The organism is Marivita sp. (assembly GCF_048006345.1).
Classification (GTDB): domain Bacteria; phylum Pseudomonadota; class Alphaproteobacteria; order Rhodobacterales; family Rhodobacteraceae; genus Marivita.
Window position 1 is genome coordinate 3,981,873 of sequence record NZ_CP180351.1, and the last position, 13,645, is coordinate 3,995,517.

The 13,645-nt window shown below is 61.6% G+C and carries 14 protein-coding genes; 7 read left to right on the plus strand and 7 right to left on the minus strand.

The annotated features are described in order from the left end of the window. A complete protein-coding gene (locus ACMVPR_RS19270; protein WP_416884191.1) occupies positions 1-1,791 on the minus strand; it encodes an autotransporter assembly complex protein TamA in 1,791 nt (596 codons plus the stop codon). Positions 1,792-1,984: 193 nt separating this feature from the next. Beyond that, positions 1,985-2,494, minus strand: coding sequence for a hypothetical protein (locus tag ACMVPR_RS19275; protein ID WP_416884192.1), 510 nt, complete (start codon positions 2,492-2,494; stop codon positions 1,985-1,987). Between the two features lie 189 nt (positions 2,495-2,683). On the opposite strand from ACMVPR_RS19275, the gene ACMVPR_RS19280 reads away from it, so the two are divergent. Both ACMVPR_RS19280 and ACMVPR_RS19285 read left to right on the plus strand, forming a co-directional pair. Continuing rightward, positions 2,684-2,968 (plus strand): hypothetical protein, encoded by a 285-nt coding sequence (locus tag ACMVPR_RS19280; protein WP_300583477.1) that lies wholly within the window; start codon positions 2,684-2,686, stop codon positions 2,966-2,968. Then, on the plus strand, positions 2,940-3,644 hold the full coding sequence (locus tag ACMVPR_RS19285; protein WP_300583475.1) for a hypothetical protein: 705 nt from the start codon (positions 2,940-2,942) through the stop codon (positions 3,642-3,644). Before ACMVPR_RS19280 ends, ACMVPR_RS19285 begins: the two co-directional genes overlap by 29 nt. Positions 3,645-3,959: 315 nt before the next feature. Here ACMVPR_RS19285 and ACMVPR_RS19290 read toward each other — a convergent pair whose 3' ends face one another. The 4 genes from ACMVPR_RS19290 to rbfA all read right to left on the minus strand — a co-directional run bounded on the left by ACMVPR_RS19290 (position 3,960) and on the right by rbfA (position 7,279). Next, entirely contained in the window at positions 3,960-4,742 is a 783-nt protein-coding gene (locus tag ACMVPR_RS19290; RefSeq protein WP_416884193.1) for a 3'(2'),5'-bisphosphate nucleotidase CysQ, read from the minus strand. Then, positions 4,729-6,075: a TldD/PmbA family protein gene (locus ACMVPR_RS19295; RefSeq protein ID WP_416884194.1), complete on the minus strand. Its 1,347-nt coding sequence runs from the start codon at positions 6,073-6,075 to the stop codon at positions 4,729-4,731. Before ACMVPR_RS19295 ends, ACMVPR_RS19290 begins: the two co-directional genes overlap by 14 nt. 66 nt (positions 6,076-6,141) lie before the next feature. After that, positions 6,142-6,909, minus strand: a complete 768-nt coding sequence (locus ACMVPR_RS19300) for a phosphodiester glycosidase family protein (RefSeq protein ID WP_416884195.1) — start codon at positions 6,907-6,909, stop codon at positions 6,142-6,144. Then, the gene (rbfA, locus tag ACMVPR_RS19305) at positions 6,884-7,279 is read right to left on the minus strand and encodes a 30S ribosome-binding factor RbfA (RefSeq protein WP_416884196.1); all 396 of its coding nucleotides are present in this window, start codon (positions 7,277-7,279) and stop codon (positions 6,884-6,886) included. Before rbfA ends, ACMVPR_RS19300 begins: the two co-directional genes overlap by 26 nt. Positions 7,280-7,363: 84 nt before the next feature. Between rbfA and dapB the strand changes: the two genes are divergently transcribed. Both dapB and ACMVPR_RS19315 read left to right on the plus strand, forming a co-directional pair. Then, positions 7,364-8,185, plus strand: a complete 822-nt coding sequence (gene dapB, locus ACMVPR_RS19310) for a 4-hydroxy-tetrahydrodipicolinate reductase (RefSeq protein ID WP_416884197.1) — start codon at positions 7,364-7,366, stop codon at positions 8,183-8,185. Between the two features lie 83 nt (positions 8,186-8,268). After that, the gene (locus tag ACMVPR_RS19315) at positions 8,269-8,631 is read left to right on the plus strand and encodes a dihydrodipicolinate reductase (RefSeq protein ID WP_416884198.1); all 363 of its coding nucleotides are present in this window, start codon (positions 8,269-8,271) and stop codon (positions 8,629-8,631) included. 3 nt (positions 8,632-8,634) lie between these two features. Here the strand turns inward: ACMVPR_RS19315 and ACMVPR_RS19320 are convergent, their stop codons facing one another. Further along, positions 8,635-8,817, minus strand: a complete 183-nt coding sequence (locus tag ACMVPR_RS19320; protein WP_300583458.1) for a DUF1674 domain-containing protein — start codon at positions 8,815-8,817, stop codon at positions 8,635-8,637. Between the two features lie 80 nt (positions 8,818-8,897). Here ACMVPR_RS19320 and ACMVPR_RS19325 point away from each other — a divergent pair, with 80 nt between their 5' ends. The 3 genes from ACMVPR_RS19325 to purH all read left to right on the plus strand — a co-directional run bounded on the left by ACMVPR_RS19325 (position 8,898) and on the right by purH (position 13,627). After that, positions 8,898-10,178 (plus strand): RsmB/NOP family class I SAM-dependent RNA methyltransferase, encoded by a 1,281-nt coding sequence (locus ACMVPR_RS19325; RefSeq protein WP_416884199.1) that lies wholly within the window; start codon positions 8,898-8,900, stop codon positions 10,176-10,178. 85 nt (positions 10,179-10,263) lie between these two features. Beyond that, the gene (locus tag ACMVPR_RS19330; RefSeq protein ID WP_300583453.1) at positions 10,264-12,015 is read left to right on the plus strand and encodes a heparinase II/III family protein; all 1,752 of its coding nucleotides are present in this window, start codon (positions 10,264-10,266) and stop codon (positions 12,013-12,015) included. Between the two features lie 22 nt (positions 12,016-12,037). After that, entirely contained in the window at positions 12,038-13,627 is a 1,590-nt protein-coding gene (gene purH, locus ACMVPR_RS19335; RefSeq protein ID WP_416884200.1) for a bifunctional phosphoribosylaminoimidazolecarboxamide formyltransferase/IMP cyclohydrolase, read from the plus strand. Positions 13,628-13,645: the final 18 nt, after the last annotated feature.

Consider the following 13,645-nt stretch of genomic DNA (forward strand, 5'->3'; position numbering starts at 1 on the left):
TCAGAACGCCTGACCAATGCCGATGTAGATCTCGTAATCCTTGCCCGCGCCGTCCCCGGTCACCGGTGTCGCGATATCCACGCGAATAGGGCCGATCCCCGTGTTGTAGCGCAGGCCTATGCCAGCCCCCGCATGCCAATCGCTGTCTCCGGCAAAGCCGCTGTCTTCGGTGATCATGCCCGCATCGTAAAACCCGACCAGCCCGATATTGTCGCGCACCGTGGCGCGCAATTCGGCAGAGATGGCGGCAAAGCTTTGACCCCCGGTAAACTCATCATTCGGCAGCGTCACACCCAGAGACTGATAGGGCACCCCGCGCACCGTGCCTCCGCCACCCGAGTAGAACAGGTAATCCGGCACCGTATCCTCAAGGCTCGGCCCCCAGACCGATCCGATCTGCGCCCGGCCCGCCAACACGAACCGATCATCCGCGCCAAGCCCGAAATAGGCCCGTGCGTCCGACGTAAACCGCAGCCCGCTTTCGGTCTCGTCCAGTCCAAGAAACGGCGTGCCCGTCGCAGCCAGATAGAACCCGCTGCTGGGGTTCAACGCGTCGTTCCGCGTGTCATAGGTCGCGCCAAAAGTGGCAAGCAACAACTGGAATTCCCGGTCGCCAAACGCGTCTTCGGTATCAAGGTATCTGTAACCCAATCCGACCGAGGCGGTCAGCTGGTCAGAGAACCGATGCGACAATCCCGCGATCAGACCCGCCTGGTTGCTTGTAAAGCCCGGTTCGTTCAACCGCTCGATCCCGGCGGTCAGATAAAATTCGGTGTCCGGCGTAAACGTGGCAGGCCGCCCATAGGTCAGCGTCAGCGCATAATCCATTTCGTCGGCATCGGTTCCGATCCCGGACACCTCGCCTTCGATGCGCAGCCGTTCCGCGCCCTGAAACAGGTTGCGATGCAGCCAGAACGCGCTGAGCTTGCCGCCCTCCTGCGTCGACACTTCCGCACCAAAGCCGAACCGGCGAGGTTTCTGCTCGGCGACCTGCACCGCAAGATCCAGCGTCCCGTCCGTGTTTGGCGTCTCTGCCTCGGACACGGCAACCGAGCTGAACACACCGGTCTGGCGCAAACGGCGCTCTGCGTCGGCAATCTCCTGCGGATCGAACACTTCGCCCTGCGGCAACCCTGCAATCTCGCGGATGCGCGTGCGGCGCACCCTGTCATTGCCGGTCACTTCAATATTGCCGAACCGCAATTGCGGCCCCGGCGCAAGACGCAGCCGTGCATCCAGTTCGCGGTTCGGGTGATCTGCAACGATCTGCTGTTCGGCCTGCCGCGCTTTGGCATGGCCGACATTGCGCCAGCCGGTCACACCGGCGCTGACCGCGTCCCGGATCGCAGCCGTGCCCGCGCGCTCTCCAGCCCTGAACTCCGGCGGCAGCACCGTTCCTTCGGCCAACGGGGCGATCTCTGCGCGGCCAAAACGAAACCGAGGCCCGGGCTCGACGTCAATCACGATCGTGTCGATCGAACCCGGCGCTTCGAAAGGTGATATGTCCGATGCCTCGCGCCCGTCGATCCGGATCGACACCACCGGAGAGAAGCGCCCACCGGCGTAAAGCGCGGCAACGATCCGTCCGTAATCCGCCTGCGCCGCTGCGACCAAAGCCTGGGGCGTCGCTTCGTCGGCATCCACCAAAGCGAACAGTGACATCGCATCTTTCAGCTCGCTGCGCAGCTCATCGCTGCCGCCCGGAATGTTAAGATCCAGGTTTTGGGCCGCGCCGAAAACCGGAACGCCCGCCAACACGGCGCACAACATCGTGCGTTTCAGTCGGCTCATATGCCCTAAACCTCGTTTTTTGCCTCACCCAAGCATAACAGATCAACGACTCACCCTGCAAACGAGTTCCATTGAGCAGTCGTCACAATCACGGCAGACCGTCCTGCAACCGAAAAAGCACGCACGGCGTGGGGTCGCCATGCGTGCCAGGTGCGGGAACCAAGGACCACAGTTCCCGCGGATCCGACGCGTTTCAGTACCGCGTCAGTGTGTATCCACGGTGCCGCAGACAGGGAAGCGCATAAGCTGGGGTTTCACCGCGACGGGTCGACACGGTCATACGGCACGCCTTTGGCAGGGACCGCGTGCTGACATTGTTGCGCTCAAGGCAGCGGCTCATCACCACCCGGCCCACATGCCCGCCCTCGATCTGCCGGACGCAGCTTGCGGGAAGCACATCGTCGTACCGCTTCTTCACATCGCGCGGCACCACTTTCGGAAATGGCCTGTCATTGGAATAGACCGGCGGGTTCGACACATGAGGGCGGTGGTCTGGCGTGTAATGGCGAACGTCCTTGACGGACTTGTCCTTGCGGTCGTCGTCGCGGGAATTCTGAATTGCCTTGCCGATGATGAGAATCGTGGCAGCCCCTGCCAGAAGCTTGGCAATGTCCTCTTCCGAGGCGGCGCGGGCCGGCACGGCAGACACGGCGGCGATTGTTGTCGAAATGGCCAGAACGGCTGCGATGAATTTGCGTGACATGGTGCGGGTTCCTTTCCCTGTCGGTTAAGCTGGAGGTGGCGTGGTCTGGGGCAGGGCCCTTGTGTGGACCTGCTGCCTCTGTCACCCATCTCGGACGGCCCTCCGAAGTCAGGCAATATCGCCCCTCGGCTATCGGATAACCGCGCGGTCGTTATTGAATTTCGCCGGTCTTGGTCGCAGGGTGACGCCATGAAACACACGCTTCCCCTTCTGCTCCTCGCCGCGCTTTGCATGCCCGCCGCCGCACAGGCCGCGTGTTATGCCGATTACAAGGCGAAACAGGACGCACCCCTCCGGCTGCACTACGGTGTGGCCGAGATCGCCGAACCCTGCACCCCGGCCTCCGCGCAGGAGCAATTGCAGACCCGACTTGCGCAGGCGGGCTGGACGCTGCTCAATGTGGTGTCTGTGTTTGATGAAACCGGGTTGGCGGAAAGGAAAGACAGTGCCGGACCAAATTACCTCCGCTACTGACGCGCGCCGCTCGGGCACCCGCCTCGTGGCCATCGGTATCAGCGTGATCATCGCGCTCCTTGTGGTGGCGGGCGTTTTTCTTGTGCTGACGCTTCCCGACGCCAATGCGTTCAATTCCCGCGTCGAACAGATCTTTATCGAAAACGACGACCTCACATCTCAGGCCGAGGTCAAGCTGCTCGAAATCCTCGCGCAATCCGGCACCGCGTTTTCTGACACGCTGGCGGGGTATCGCACGACCATCTTTGTGCTTCTCGTGTTCGCCACAGCCATGCTGATCGCGGCCTTGGTGTTCTTGGTGATGCTTGTCCTCCTCAATCGGCGCATGGCGCAGATCGAACGGTCGGGCATTCAGGTCAATTCGCTGATCGTCAGCCGCGAGGAAAACACCGTCTATCTGAACACGATGGGATTCAAACTCACCGACGCCATGATCGAAACCATTTCGATCCTTGCCGAGGCGCGGCTGGACGACGAACTTCTGTCCGGCGCGCAGATCGAGGCGATCATTTCGGGCCGGTCCGAATCTGATTGCGATGAGGCGGCGGGCGCCACCCGAATCAAACGCCTGCGCGATGGCTTGGGCAACCAGTTGGTCAGCGAATTGCTCATCAAGAACATCGCCCGTCGCGGGTACATGCTCGCCATCGACAAGGACGTGATCGAGGTTCTCTGACCTGCCTCTGGTGCCGGGGTCAACTTTTAGATGACTGACCATGCGGTCGGTCGCGCCAACTCGCTCCTGCCACTCCGTTCTGACCCAACCTGGACACCCGGGCACTTTCACCGGCGACCCGAACATCAACATTCCGAATTAGGCGAACCGTACGGATGAACCGTAAGCTTCACAGGCACCTGCCGTACGGTTCGGTCCTGCACGGTGCAGCGTTGCCTGTGCTCTGCACGAAACAACCAAATCCGGTGGTCCATCCGCGTCTTACCCCTATTGAACCGTACAACAGACCCCCGCGAACCGTACGGACCGCTGTTCTCAGCCGGTATAGACAAGACGCTCCGCGATCTGCCCGTGCAATTCCGCGCCCGCGCCAATGACACCTGCCGTTTGCGGTATCGCGTTGTTAAAGCGCAGAAAATCACCTTTGCGATCCGTCACAGTCGCCCCGGCTTCGGACAGGATCAGCGCCCCTGCCGCAATGTCCCATTCCCAGCTTGGCCGAAACGTCAACATCGCATCATACCGCCCTTGTGCCACCAGACACAGGCGATAGGCGAGCGAGGGACGATGCGACCGGGTAAAGCCGGGAACGTCCTGACGCCAGTGCTGCGGGTCCATGTTCGGCTTGGTCGCCAGAATGCGAGCAGCGTGAATATCACTGATATCAGAAACACTTAGCCGTTCTCCGTTGCAGAACGCACCCTGCGCTCTGGAAGCGGAATACAGCAAATCCATTTCCGGAAGGTAAACCACACCCTGCGTGACGAGACCCTGATCGACGACCGCCAGCGAATGCGCCCAGGTGGTTTCGCCATTGACGAAACTCCGCGTCCCATCAATCGGATCAACAATAAACACCCGTTCCCTGCCCAACCGATCCGGCGTGTCGCGGGTCTCTTCGCTCAGCCAGCCATAGTCGGGACGCGCCGCTGTCAACGCCTCGCGCAGGGCCTTGTCGACATCGAAATCGGCCTGCGTCACAGGCCCGGCATCGTCCGCTTTATGCTGAACTTCCAATCCCTTAGCCTTGTGGTAAAGGGCGATCTCGCCCGCTTGGCGCGCAGCGTCGATCAGAAGGTCAAGGTCACTCTCCGGCAAGCGTCAGACCTTCCACCAGCAAGGACGGCACCACCCGGCTAAGCCACGGGCGGGCATCGTTGGCGGGCGTCACAGTCCTGAGCATCTCGATCAGGTTCCCCGCGATCGTCACGCCGCTGACCGGATAGGCGACCTCACCGTTCTCCACCCAGAATCCTGCAGCGCCACGCGAATAATCCCCGGTATTGGGGTTGATGGTTGACCCGATCATCGAGGTCACCACAAGCCCCGTTCCCATATCTGCAATGAGCCCCGCCCGGTCTTTAACCCCTTGAGAAAGCGCAACATTCGACACGCTGGGGGAAGGACCTCCCGTTGTGCCGCGCGACGCGTTCGCGGTCGACTGCAGTCCCAGTTTCCGCGCTGTTGCCAGATCCAGCGTCCACGTGGTCAGAACGCCATCCTTCACGATGTCCCGTTTCTGTGTCGCCAGTCCTTCAGCATCGAACGGCCGTGACCCGCCGACCCGCACGCGATGCGGATCTTCCGTCAGGCTAAGTCCTTTTGGCAGAACCTCTTTTCCCATCAGATCCAAGGCCCAGGACGACCGTCGTGCAATCGCCGCGCCGTTGATCGCCATCAGCAGATGCCCGATCAGCGAAGACGAAATCCGTTCATCGAACAGCACCGGATACGCCCCCGTTTTGGGCTTGCGCGGGTTCATCCGTTCCAACGTCCGCTCGGCTGCGGTTTTTCCGATCTCGGCAGGTGACCTCAGATCGCTTTGGAAAATCCGCTGATCCCCGTCGTAATCCCGCTCCATCCCGGTTCCTGTACCCGCGATCGCAACGCAGGATGTTGACCGGGACGAGCGCTGGTAGCCGCCTGAAAATCCATTGCTTGCAGCAAGATAGACCTCTTGCGACCCATAGCCCGCCGAGGAAGAAGAGACCTGCGTGATGCCGTCCACCACCAACGCCGCAGCCTCTGCATCGCGCGCGTTCTGTTCCAGTTCGGCTGGTGACGGTTCAGGTGTAGGATCGAACAATTCAAGCCAATCGGATGCCCGGTTGTCCGCCAACTGATCTGGGTCCGCCAAGCCCACGTAGGGGTCTTCCGGCGCTTCCCGCGCCATGGCCACGGCGCGTTCTGCCATCATCGCAAGACTGTCCGCCCGCACATCCGAGGACGACACATTGGCCACCCGTTGACCGACAAGAACCCGGAGCCCGATATCGGTAGACTCCGACCGTTCCGCCTGTTCCAGAACGCCGCCACGCACGTCGATAGAGATCGAATTGCCCCGGACGGCCAGAACATCAGCGGCATCGGCCCCGGCCTCTTTGGCGCGCTGCAACAGGCTGTGCGTCAAGTCATCAAGCGAGTTGGTCATGGGGTCTCCGATACCAAGTGTCGTGCCGCAAAGAGGTAGAGCGGCCCGCGCATCGCCGCAACCCTGCTAGCGGTCAAGCGGGGTCACCACGCCCACAATCGGCCCCATCCATCGCCCGAAATCCGACCGGTTCAGCTGTGGCGCATGCAGGCGCGATATGCTGCCGTCAAGAAACAGCGCGTTCGGCAGGCCGAGGTCGTCGCGGAAGATGCGCCCAAATTCATGGAACGTAACCGACTGATCGGAAATGACAAAAACTACCCGTGTGCCATCTTCTGAGGTGCCCACCCCATTGCGGATATAGCGCGAGTCGCTGTCTTCAAGGAACCTCGGGTGCAGATCGCCGTCGATGACGAGCATCGGGCCGGACTGCGTGGCATAGCGGCAATTCGGGCGCTCCGCCTCGTAGGCAAGGGTTTCGATCACATCAGCGCGTCCATCGCCGATGCAGAAGATGCCGTTGGGCAGCAACCCGAAATTGCCCGGTCCCGCATTGGGGATCACCCGCATGATTTCGGTACCGTCCTCGACATAATGCCCAACGGGAGAGCGGTCGTCGTGATACATTCCGGCGTTCATGCCGAAGGTCAGCGTCTTGCCTTGCTCGGCTAATGCACCTTCGATTGTCGAAAATTGTCCGTATTTCTCACCCGACGGGGCGTCGAGGAACAGCCGAAGGTCATCGACACGTGGATCAACCTCGCAAGCGGTGTACGCCAACCCGTCGAACACGCGTTCCGCGCAGGTGACATCCGCCTGCACAGCCAAACCAGACAGGGCAAAAAGACCACAGGCCGCAAGCGTGGTCTTAGCTTTCGATGTCACGACGCACATTATCCTGCTCGAACATGCGGCGGGTGTCGTCCAATCGATCAAACGTATCATCCAGTTTGAACCGCAGCTCGGGCGAGAATTTCAGCGTGAGGTTCTTTGAAACCGCGCGGCGCAATTCGCCGCGATTGCGGTTGAGAAGCTCCAGAATGTCGTCCTGACCCTTCCCACCCAGCGGCACCACATAGGCGGTTGCCACACGCAGGTCGGGCGACGTGCGCACCTCACCCACGGTGATGGAGTAACGGTTCAGGTCGGGATCGTGAATATCTCCGCGTGCCAGCACATCGGACAATGTGCGCCGGATCAATTCACCCACACGCAGCTGACGCTGGCTGGGTCCCTCAGAGATGTGAGATCGGTTTTTTGCCATATCCGGCACATAAGCGGTCTGGCGGCCTTTGCCAAGCAGAGGGTCAACCGCTATTGAGGCGGAAATCCACTTGCGGAGAATATCATGAGCGAAGAAATCGGGGTCGTCGTGACCGGAGTGTCCGGGCGCATGGGGCAGATGCTTGTCACCGAGATCGCCAAACATCCCCGGATGCACCTTGCCGGGGCGATAGAACGCGCAGGCCATGATTGGCTCGGCAAAGACGTGGGCACCGCGATGGGTGGCGCGGGCATGGGTGTGACGGTCACGGATGATCCTCTCGATTGTTTTGCCCGAGCGCAGGCAGTGATCGACTTTACGGCGCCAGCAGCGACAGTGGCCTTTGCCGAATTGGCGGCGCAGGCGCGTGCCGTGCATGTGATCGGAACCACCGGTCTGTCGGATGACGATCTGACCAAGATCAAGGCCGCTGCGCGTCACGCTGTTGTCGTGCGCGCGGGCAACATGAGCCTTGGCGTCAACCTGCTCACCGTGTTGACCCGCAAGGTCGCTGCGGCGCTGGACGAGGACTACGACATCGAGGTGATCGAATATCACCACAACCAGAAGGTCGATGCGCCTTCTGGCACAGCTCTGATGCTGGGCGAAGCGGCAGCCGAAGGACGCGGCGTTGATCTGCGCGATGTGTCCGACCGCGGGCGGGATGGTATGACCGGGGCGCGCAAGCGGGGCGATATCGGCTTCAGCGCCATTCGGGGTGGCGACATCGTTGGCGAACACGACGTACTTTTTGCCGCCGCTGGCGAGCGGATCATCCTGCGCCACGTTGCCAGCGACCGCGCGCTGTTTGCGCGGGGGGCTTTGAAGGCGGCGCTTTGGGGGCAGGACAAGGCACCCGGCGAATACGACATGCTGGATGTCCTGGGCTTGTCCGACGAGGCGTGATCACGCCAGTGTGACGGAACCCAACTGATCCAATCCTGCATTCTCCACGTATGTTCTGACAGTAATGTTGCCCGGAGGATGTCATGTCGAATCGTATCGTCGCTGCTGTTGCCGTCGCTGCCGCTTTTCTGGTGCCGCAGGCCGCTGCAGCCGAATTGAAGCGCATCGAGGACAAGTCTGAATTCGTTCGATTGGTCGAGGGCAAAACCCTGTCGCGGCCTTTGGTGCGTCTGAACGTGACATCGGATGGCAAGATTTCGGGTCGCGGCGCGACTTGGGACGTGACCGGATCGTGGGACTGGAAGAACGGCTTCTTCTGCCGTGACCTGAACTGGGGCGGGGATGACCTTGGCTATAACTGCCAGGCGGTTCTCGCCAACGGGTCCGAGATGCGGTTCATTGCAGACCAAGGCGCGGGTCAGGCTGCGGATTTCCGTCTGCGCTGACGCTCAGAAGTCGATCGCGAGACCGCCCTTTTCCCAATCGCCATAGCGCACCGGCTCGGGGCCGTCGCGGCCTCCCAATTCTTTCGGAAGAGGTTTTTCCGCGTCCGCTTTTCTCCGGCGTTCTTCGGCTTCGGCCAAGGCACGCTGGGCGGCGGGGGGCAGGTCTTTGGGTGTTTCGGAACTCATCGCGGTCTTCCATATCGTTCATGATTGATATACGCGCCTCCCGGTCCGGGACAACCCCGGCCCGTTTGCAGGAGTGGCCCTTGCCCGCACCCACATCACCCCGGCTCGTCGCGCTGGATGGTCTGAGCCAGATCATCGGGGAAGGGCGCATGTTGTCAGATGTCATCAGCGATCCCGTCTGGCAGGACCTGACGCCGCCTGTACGCGCGACGGCTCAGCGGCTGATCTCGGAAACGCTGCGATACCTCGGGCGGGCCGATCATCTTCTGACGTCGCACCTGAATCGACAGCCGCCGTTGCGCGTGATGAACCTGCTGCGCATGGCAACGGTCGAGTTCATGACCGGGGGTGCCGCGCATGGTGTGGTGAACGAGGCCGTCAAACTTGCGGGTCGCACGAAGAAAACCGCACCCATGAAGGGGCTGGTCAACGCGGTTCTGCGCAAGATCACCGCGATGGAGGTGGCTGTGTGGGACGTGGCCCCCGACACGATGCTGCCGAAATGGCTGCGCCCCAAGCTGGCAAAGGCATGGAGCAAATCTGTGGTTGCACAGATCGAACGGGCCCATGCCGTGCCGCCACCGGTTGATCTTTCGGTCAAAGAGGACGCGGCAGGCTGGGCGGAAAAGCTGGGTGGCACGGTTCTTCCGACAGGGTCTGTTCGGTTGACCGCCCGTGGACAGGTTTCGGCGCTTCCGGGGTTCGAGTCCGGAGAGTGGTGGGTGCAGGATGCTGCTGCCGCAGTGCCGGTCCAACTCCTTGGCGACGTTGCAGGAAAACGCGTGCTCGACATTTGCGCCGCTCCCGGTGGAAAGACGATGCAGCTTGCAGCGAAAGGTGCGGATGTGACCGCGCTGGATATCTCCGAGGCCCGCATGGCGCGGCTGACCGAAAACCTGACCCGGGCCAAGCTGACCGCAAAGACCGTGATCGCCGATGCGCTGACCTATGAGGATGGTCTGTTCGATGCGATCCTGCTGGACGCGCCTTGCTCGGCGACAGGCACCATCCGTCGGCACCCCGACCTGCCATATGTCAAGACGCAGACCGGAATCGACGATCTGGTCAATCTGCAGCGCGCGTTGCTGACCCGTGCGATTGGGCAGATCGCACTGCAGGGAACCCTTGTTTATTGCACGTGCAGCCTGTTGCGCGAAGAGGGCGAAGATCAGATCAAATGGCTCTTGGCCCAGAGTGACGAGGTCGAAATCAAGACCCCGAACGCCCCCGGTCTGGACCCGAATTGGATCAGCCCAGAGGGCGGTGTGCGCCTGCGGCCGGACTACTGGCCCGAGCTTGGCGGTATGGATGGATTTTACATGGCGATTTTGCAGCGCAAGGGCGAACAGCTGCCGGTATGACATTTGCACCGTGACTCAATTCACTCGCGAGGCTATGGTGTCAGCATAAGAACGCTTGCGTAAACGCAAGACAGAGGCAGAGCTGATGTTCCGACTGGACGCTGCAAAACGGGCGCAGGCCCGGATTTTGAACCGTGTTCACGCACGACTGTCCACGCGTGCCAAGCCCGCAACCGCCTTTGTCGCTCAGCCTGAACCCCGAACCGTCGGGTCTTATGCGCGCGGTCGGCAGCTCACGGCAGGAAATCTGCTTTTCGCGGGACATCTTGTCGAAGCGCCCGGTGCGATCCTGTGGGACATCACGCCTCCGGACGATGTGTTTCTCGAAGAAATCCATGGGTTTGTCTGGCTCGACGACATGGCCAGTGTCGGAGATGCGGCAACCCGAAAGACCGCGCAAAGCTGGCTGTTCGAATGGATTGCCCGATATGGGAACGGGTCCGGCCCCGGCTGGACGCCCGAACTGGCAGGACGGCGGGTCATCAGGTGGCTGCATCATGCGATCTTTGTGCTGGGTGGGTGCACACCGGAACAATCGCGGGCGTTTTTCCGGTCGATTGCGCAGCAGACAATCTTTCTCAACCGTCGCTGGCACAGCTCCGCGCCCGGGCTCCCCCGGTTCGAAGCGCTGACGGGGTTGATCTCGGCCGGGTTGTCCTTGCAAGGGATGGAAGCGCAGGCCGATCCCGCGATCAAGGCACTGGGTCAGGAATGTGCGCGTCAGATCAACGAGGCAGGTGGCATTCCGACCCGCAATCCAGAAGAATTGCTGGAGGTCTGTACGCTCTTGATCTGGGCGCGGGATGCGCTTGAGGACACCGCGCGGTCGCCGGAAATGGCGCATATCCAGGCGATCACCCGGATCGTGCCGACCCTGCGCGCATTGCGCCATGCCGATGGCGGGCTGGCGCGGTTTCACGGCGGTGGGCGTGGTGTCGAAGGACGGTTGGACACCGCATTGGCGGCTGCCGGAACCAAGGCGCAGGCGGCCAAGGGGTTGGCTATGGGTTATGCACGTCTGTCCGGCGGGCGCACGACGATGGTGATCGACGCGGCGGCCCCGCCAAGCGGGCAGGCCAGTTTCAACGCCCACGCCTCGACCCTCGCGTTCGAGCTGACCTCTGGGCGGCGTCCGTTGATCGTCAATTGCGGATCCGGATCGACCTTTGGCGAAGACTGGCGCAGGGCGGGGCGCGCAACACCGTCACATTCGACGCTGTGCCTTGATGGGTTCTCAAGCTCTCGGTTGGGCAGCACGTCACGGATCGGGTCCATTGAGCGGGAGCTGTTGGACGACATCCCCAAAGGTGTGCCGGTCGAACTGTCCCGCGCCACGGATGGCGCGCGGTTCGAAGGCGGGCATGATGGCTATCTCAAGACGCACGGGCTGACTCATGCACGCATATTGGAACTGACTTTTGATGGCCGCGGCGTGGTGGGGGAAGATCTGCTGATCGCCCTCGATACCCCGGCAAAGGCGCGTTTCGATCAAAAGCTCGAAGACAGCCGACTTGCGGGCATTCCCTTCGACATCCGTTTCCATCTCCATCCCGAGGTCGACACCGCCATCGACATGAATGGAACTGCTGTCAGCATGGCGTTGCGCAGTGGTGAGATCTGGGTGTTCCGCTTTGAAGGGCGCTGTGATCTTGCGCTGGAACCTTCCGTTTATCTCGAAAAAGGCAGATTGCGGCCGCGCGCGACCAAACAGATCGTTTTATCTGCCCGCGCAATGGAGTATGCGACCCGCGTTCGCTGGTCGCTGGCGAAGGCCCAGGAAACCGCAATCGCGGTCCGGGACCTTGTTCAGGACGATGCGACAGAGCTGCTGAACTGAACTTCTGGGACCTATCGCTGCCATGACCAATCTCGCCCCCCTTCGCCGCGCGCTTCTGTCCGTTTCGGACAAGACCGGACTTGTTGAGCTTGCAAAAGCGTTGGATGCCCGAGGTGTGGAACTTCTGTCCACGGGTGGGTCTGCCAAGACGCTGCGCGACGCGGGTGTGCCGGTCAAGGACGTGGCCGAGGTGACGGGCTTTCCCGAAATGATGGATGGTCGGGTCAAGACGTTGCACCCGATGGTGCATGGTGGGTTGCTTGCGTTGCGTGACAACGATGATCACGTCGCGGCGATGTTTCAGCATGACATCAAAGCCATCGACCTTCTGGTGGTGAACCTTTACCCGTTCGAGGAAACCGTCGCCAAAGGTGCTGATTATGACACCTGCATCGAAAACATCGACATCGGCGGCCCCGCGATGATCCGCGCTGCGGCCAAGAACCATGCCTTTGTCACGACGATTGTGGATGTCGAGGATTACGACGCGCTGCTGGCCGAGCTTGACGCCAATGACGGCCAGACCACGCTGGCCTTTCGCCAGCGTCACGCCCAGATCGCCTATGCGCGCACCGGGGCCTATGATGCGGCTGTCAGCACGTGGATGGCGGGTGCCATCGGCGAAGAAACCCCGCGCCGCCGCGTGTTTGCCGGAACGCTGGCCCAGCCGCTGCGCTATGGCGAGAACCCGCATCAGGGCGCGTCTTTCTACCACGATGGCTCGGCCCGTCCGGGCGTTGCCACGGCAACCCAGCTTCAGGGCAAGGAACTGAGCTACAACAACATCAACGACACCGATGCGGCGTTTGAACTGGTGTCGGAATTTCTGCCGCGTGACGGATTTGCCTGCGCGATCATCAAACACGCCAACCCCTGCGGTGTGGCGACGGGCCGGACGCTGAAAGAGGCGTATCAGAAGGCGTTTGACTGCGACCGGACCTCTGCCTTCGGCGGGATCGTTGCGCTGAACTCCACGCTCGACGGCGAAACCGCCGCGGCGATTGCCGAGATCTTTACCGAGGTGGTCATCGCGCCCGGTGCGCATCAGGATGCCAAAGATGTGTTTGCCGCCAAGAAAAACCTGCGGCTGCTGACGACACCGGGTCTCGCCAATACGGCAGAGCCGGGAACGGCATGGAAACAGGTGTCTGGGGGCATTCTGGTTCAGAACCGCGACAATGGCCGCATCGATATGGATGACCTCAAGGTCGTGACCAAGATCGCGCCGACGGACGAGCAGATGCGCGATCTGCTGTTCGCGTGGACCGTGGCAAAGCACGTCAAATCCAACGCCATCGTCTACGTCAAGGACGGCGCGACCGTGGGGGTTGGTGCAGGCCAGATGAGCCGTCTGGATAGTGCGTTGATCGCCGCCAAGAAGGCCGAGCGTATGGCCGAGGCGCTGGGCCTTCCGGAACCGCTGACCAAGGGCAGCGCCGTGGCGTCAGACGCGTTCTTCCCATTCGCCGATGGTTTGCTTGAAGCAGCCGCTGCTGGTGCGTCCTGCGTCATCCAGCCGGGCGGGTCGATGCGCGACGACGAAGTGATCAAGGCGGCGGATGACGCCGGTCTGGCAATGGTGCTGACAGGGATGCGCCACTTCCGGCACTGAATTTGACCATCCGGTAAA

Bases quoted from the DNA above. Each gene is read 5' to 3' on its own strand.
- ACMVPR_RS19275 (WP_416884192.1), bottom strand. From the start codon at position 2,494: ATGTCACGCAAATTCATCGCAGCCGTTCTGGCCATTTCGACAACAATC.
- rbfA (WP_416884196.1), bottom strand. From the start codon at position 7,279: ATGGCAAAAAACCGATCTCACATCTCTGAGGGACCCAGCCAGCGTCAG.
- purH (WP_416884200.1), top strand. From the start codon at position 12,038: ATGACCAATCTCGCCCCCCTTCGCCGCGCGCTTCTGTCCGTTTCGGAC.
- ACMVPR_RS19320 (WP_300583458.1), bottom strand. From the start codon at position 8,817: ATGAGTTCCGAAACACCCAAAGACCTGCCCCCCGCCGCCCAGCGTGCC.
- dapB (WP_416884197.1), top strand. From the start codon at position 7,364: ATGAGCGAAGAAATCGGGGTCGTCGTGACCGGAGTGTCCGGGCGCATG.
- ACMVPR_RS19295 (WP_416884194.1), bottom strand. From the start codon at position 6,075: ATGACCAACTCGCTTGATGACTTGACGCACAGCCTGTTGCAGCGCGCC.
- ACMVPR_RS19330 (WP_300583453.1), top strand. From the start codon at position 10,264: ATGTTCCGACTGGACGCTGCAAAACGGGCGCAGGCCCGGATTTTGAAC.
- ACMVPR_RS19270 (WP_416884191.1), bottom strand. From the start codon at position 1,791: ATGAGCCGACTGAAACGCACGATGTTGTGCGCCGTGTTGGCGGGCGTT.
- ACMVPR_RS19315 (WP_416884198.1), top strand. From the start codon at position 8,269: ATGTCGAATCGTATCGTCGCTGCTGTTGCCGTCGCTGCCGCTTTTCTG.
- ACMVPR_RS19280 (WP_300583477.1), top strand. From the start codon at position 2,684: ATGAAACACACGCTTCCCCTTCTGCTCCTCGCCGCGCTTTGCATGCCC.
- ACMVPR_RS19300 (WP_416884195.1), bottom strand. From the start codon at position 6,909: ATGTGCGTCGTGACATCGAAAGCTAAGACCACGCTTGCGGCCTGTGGT.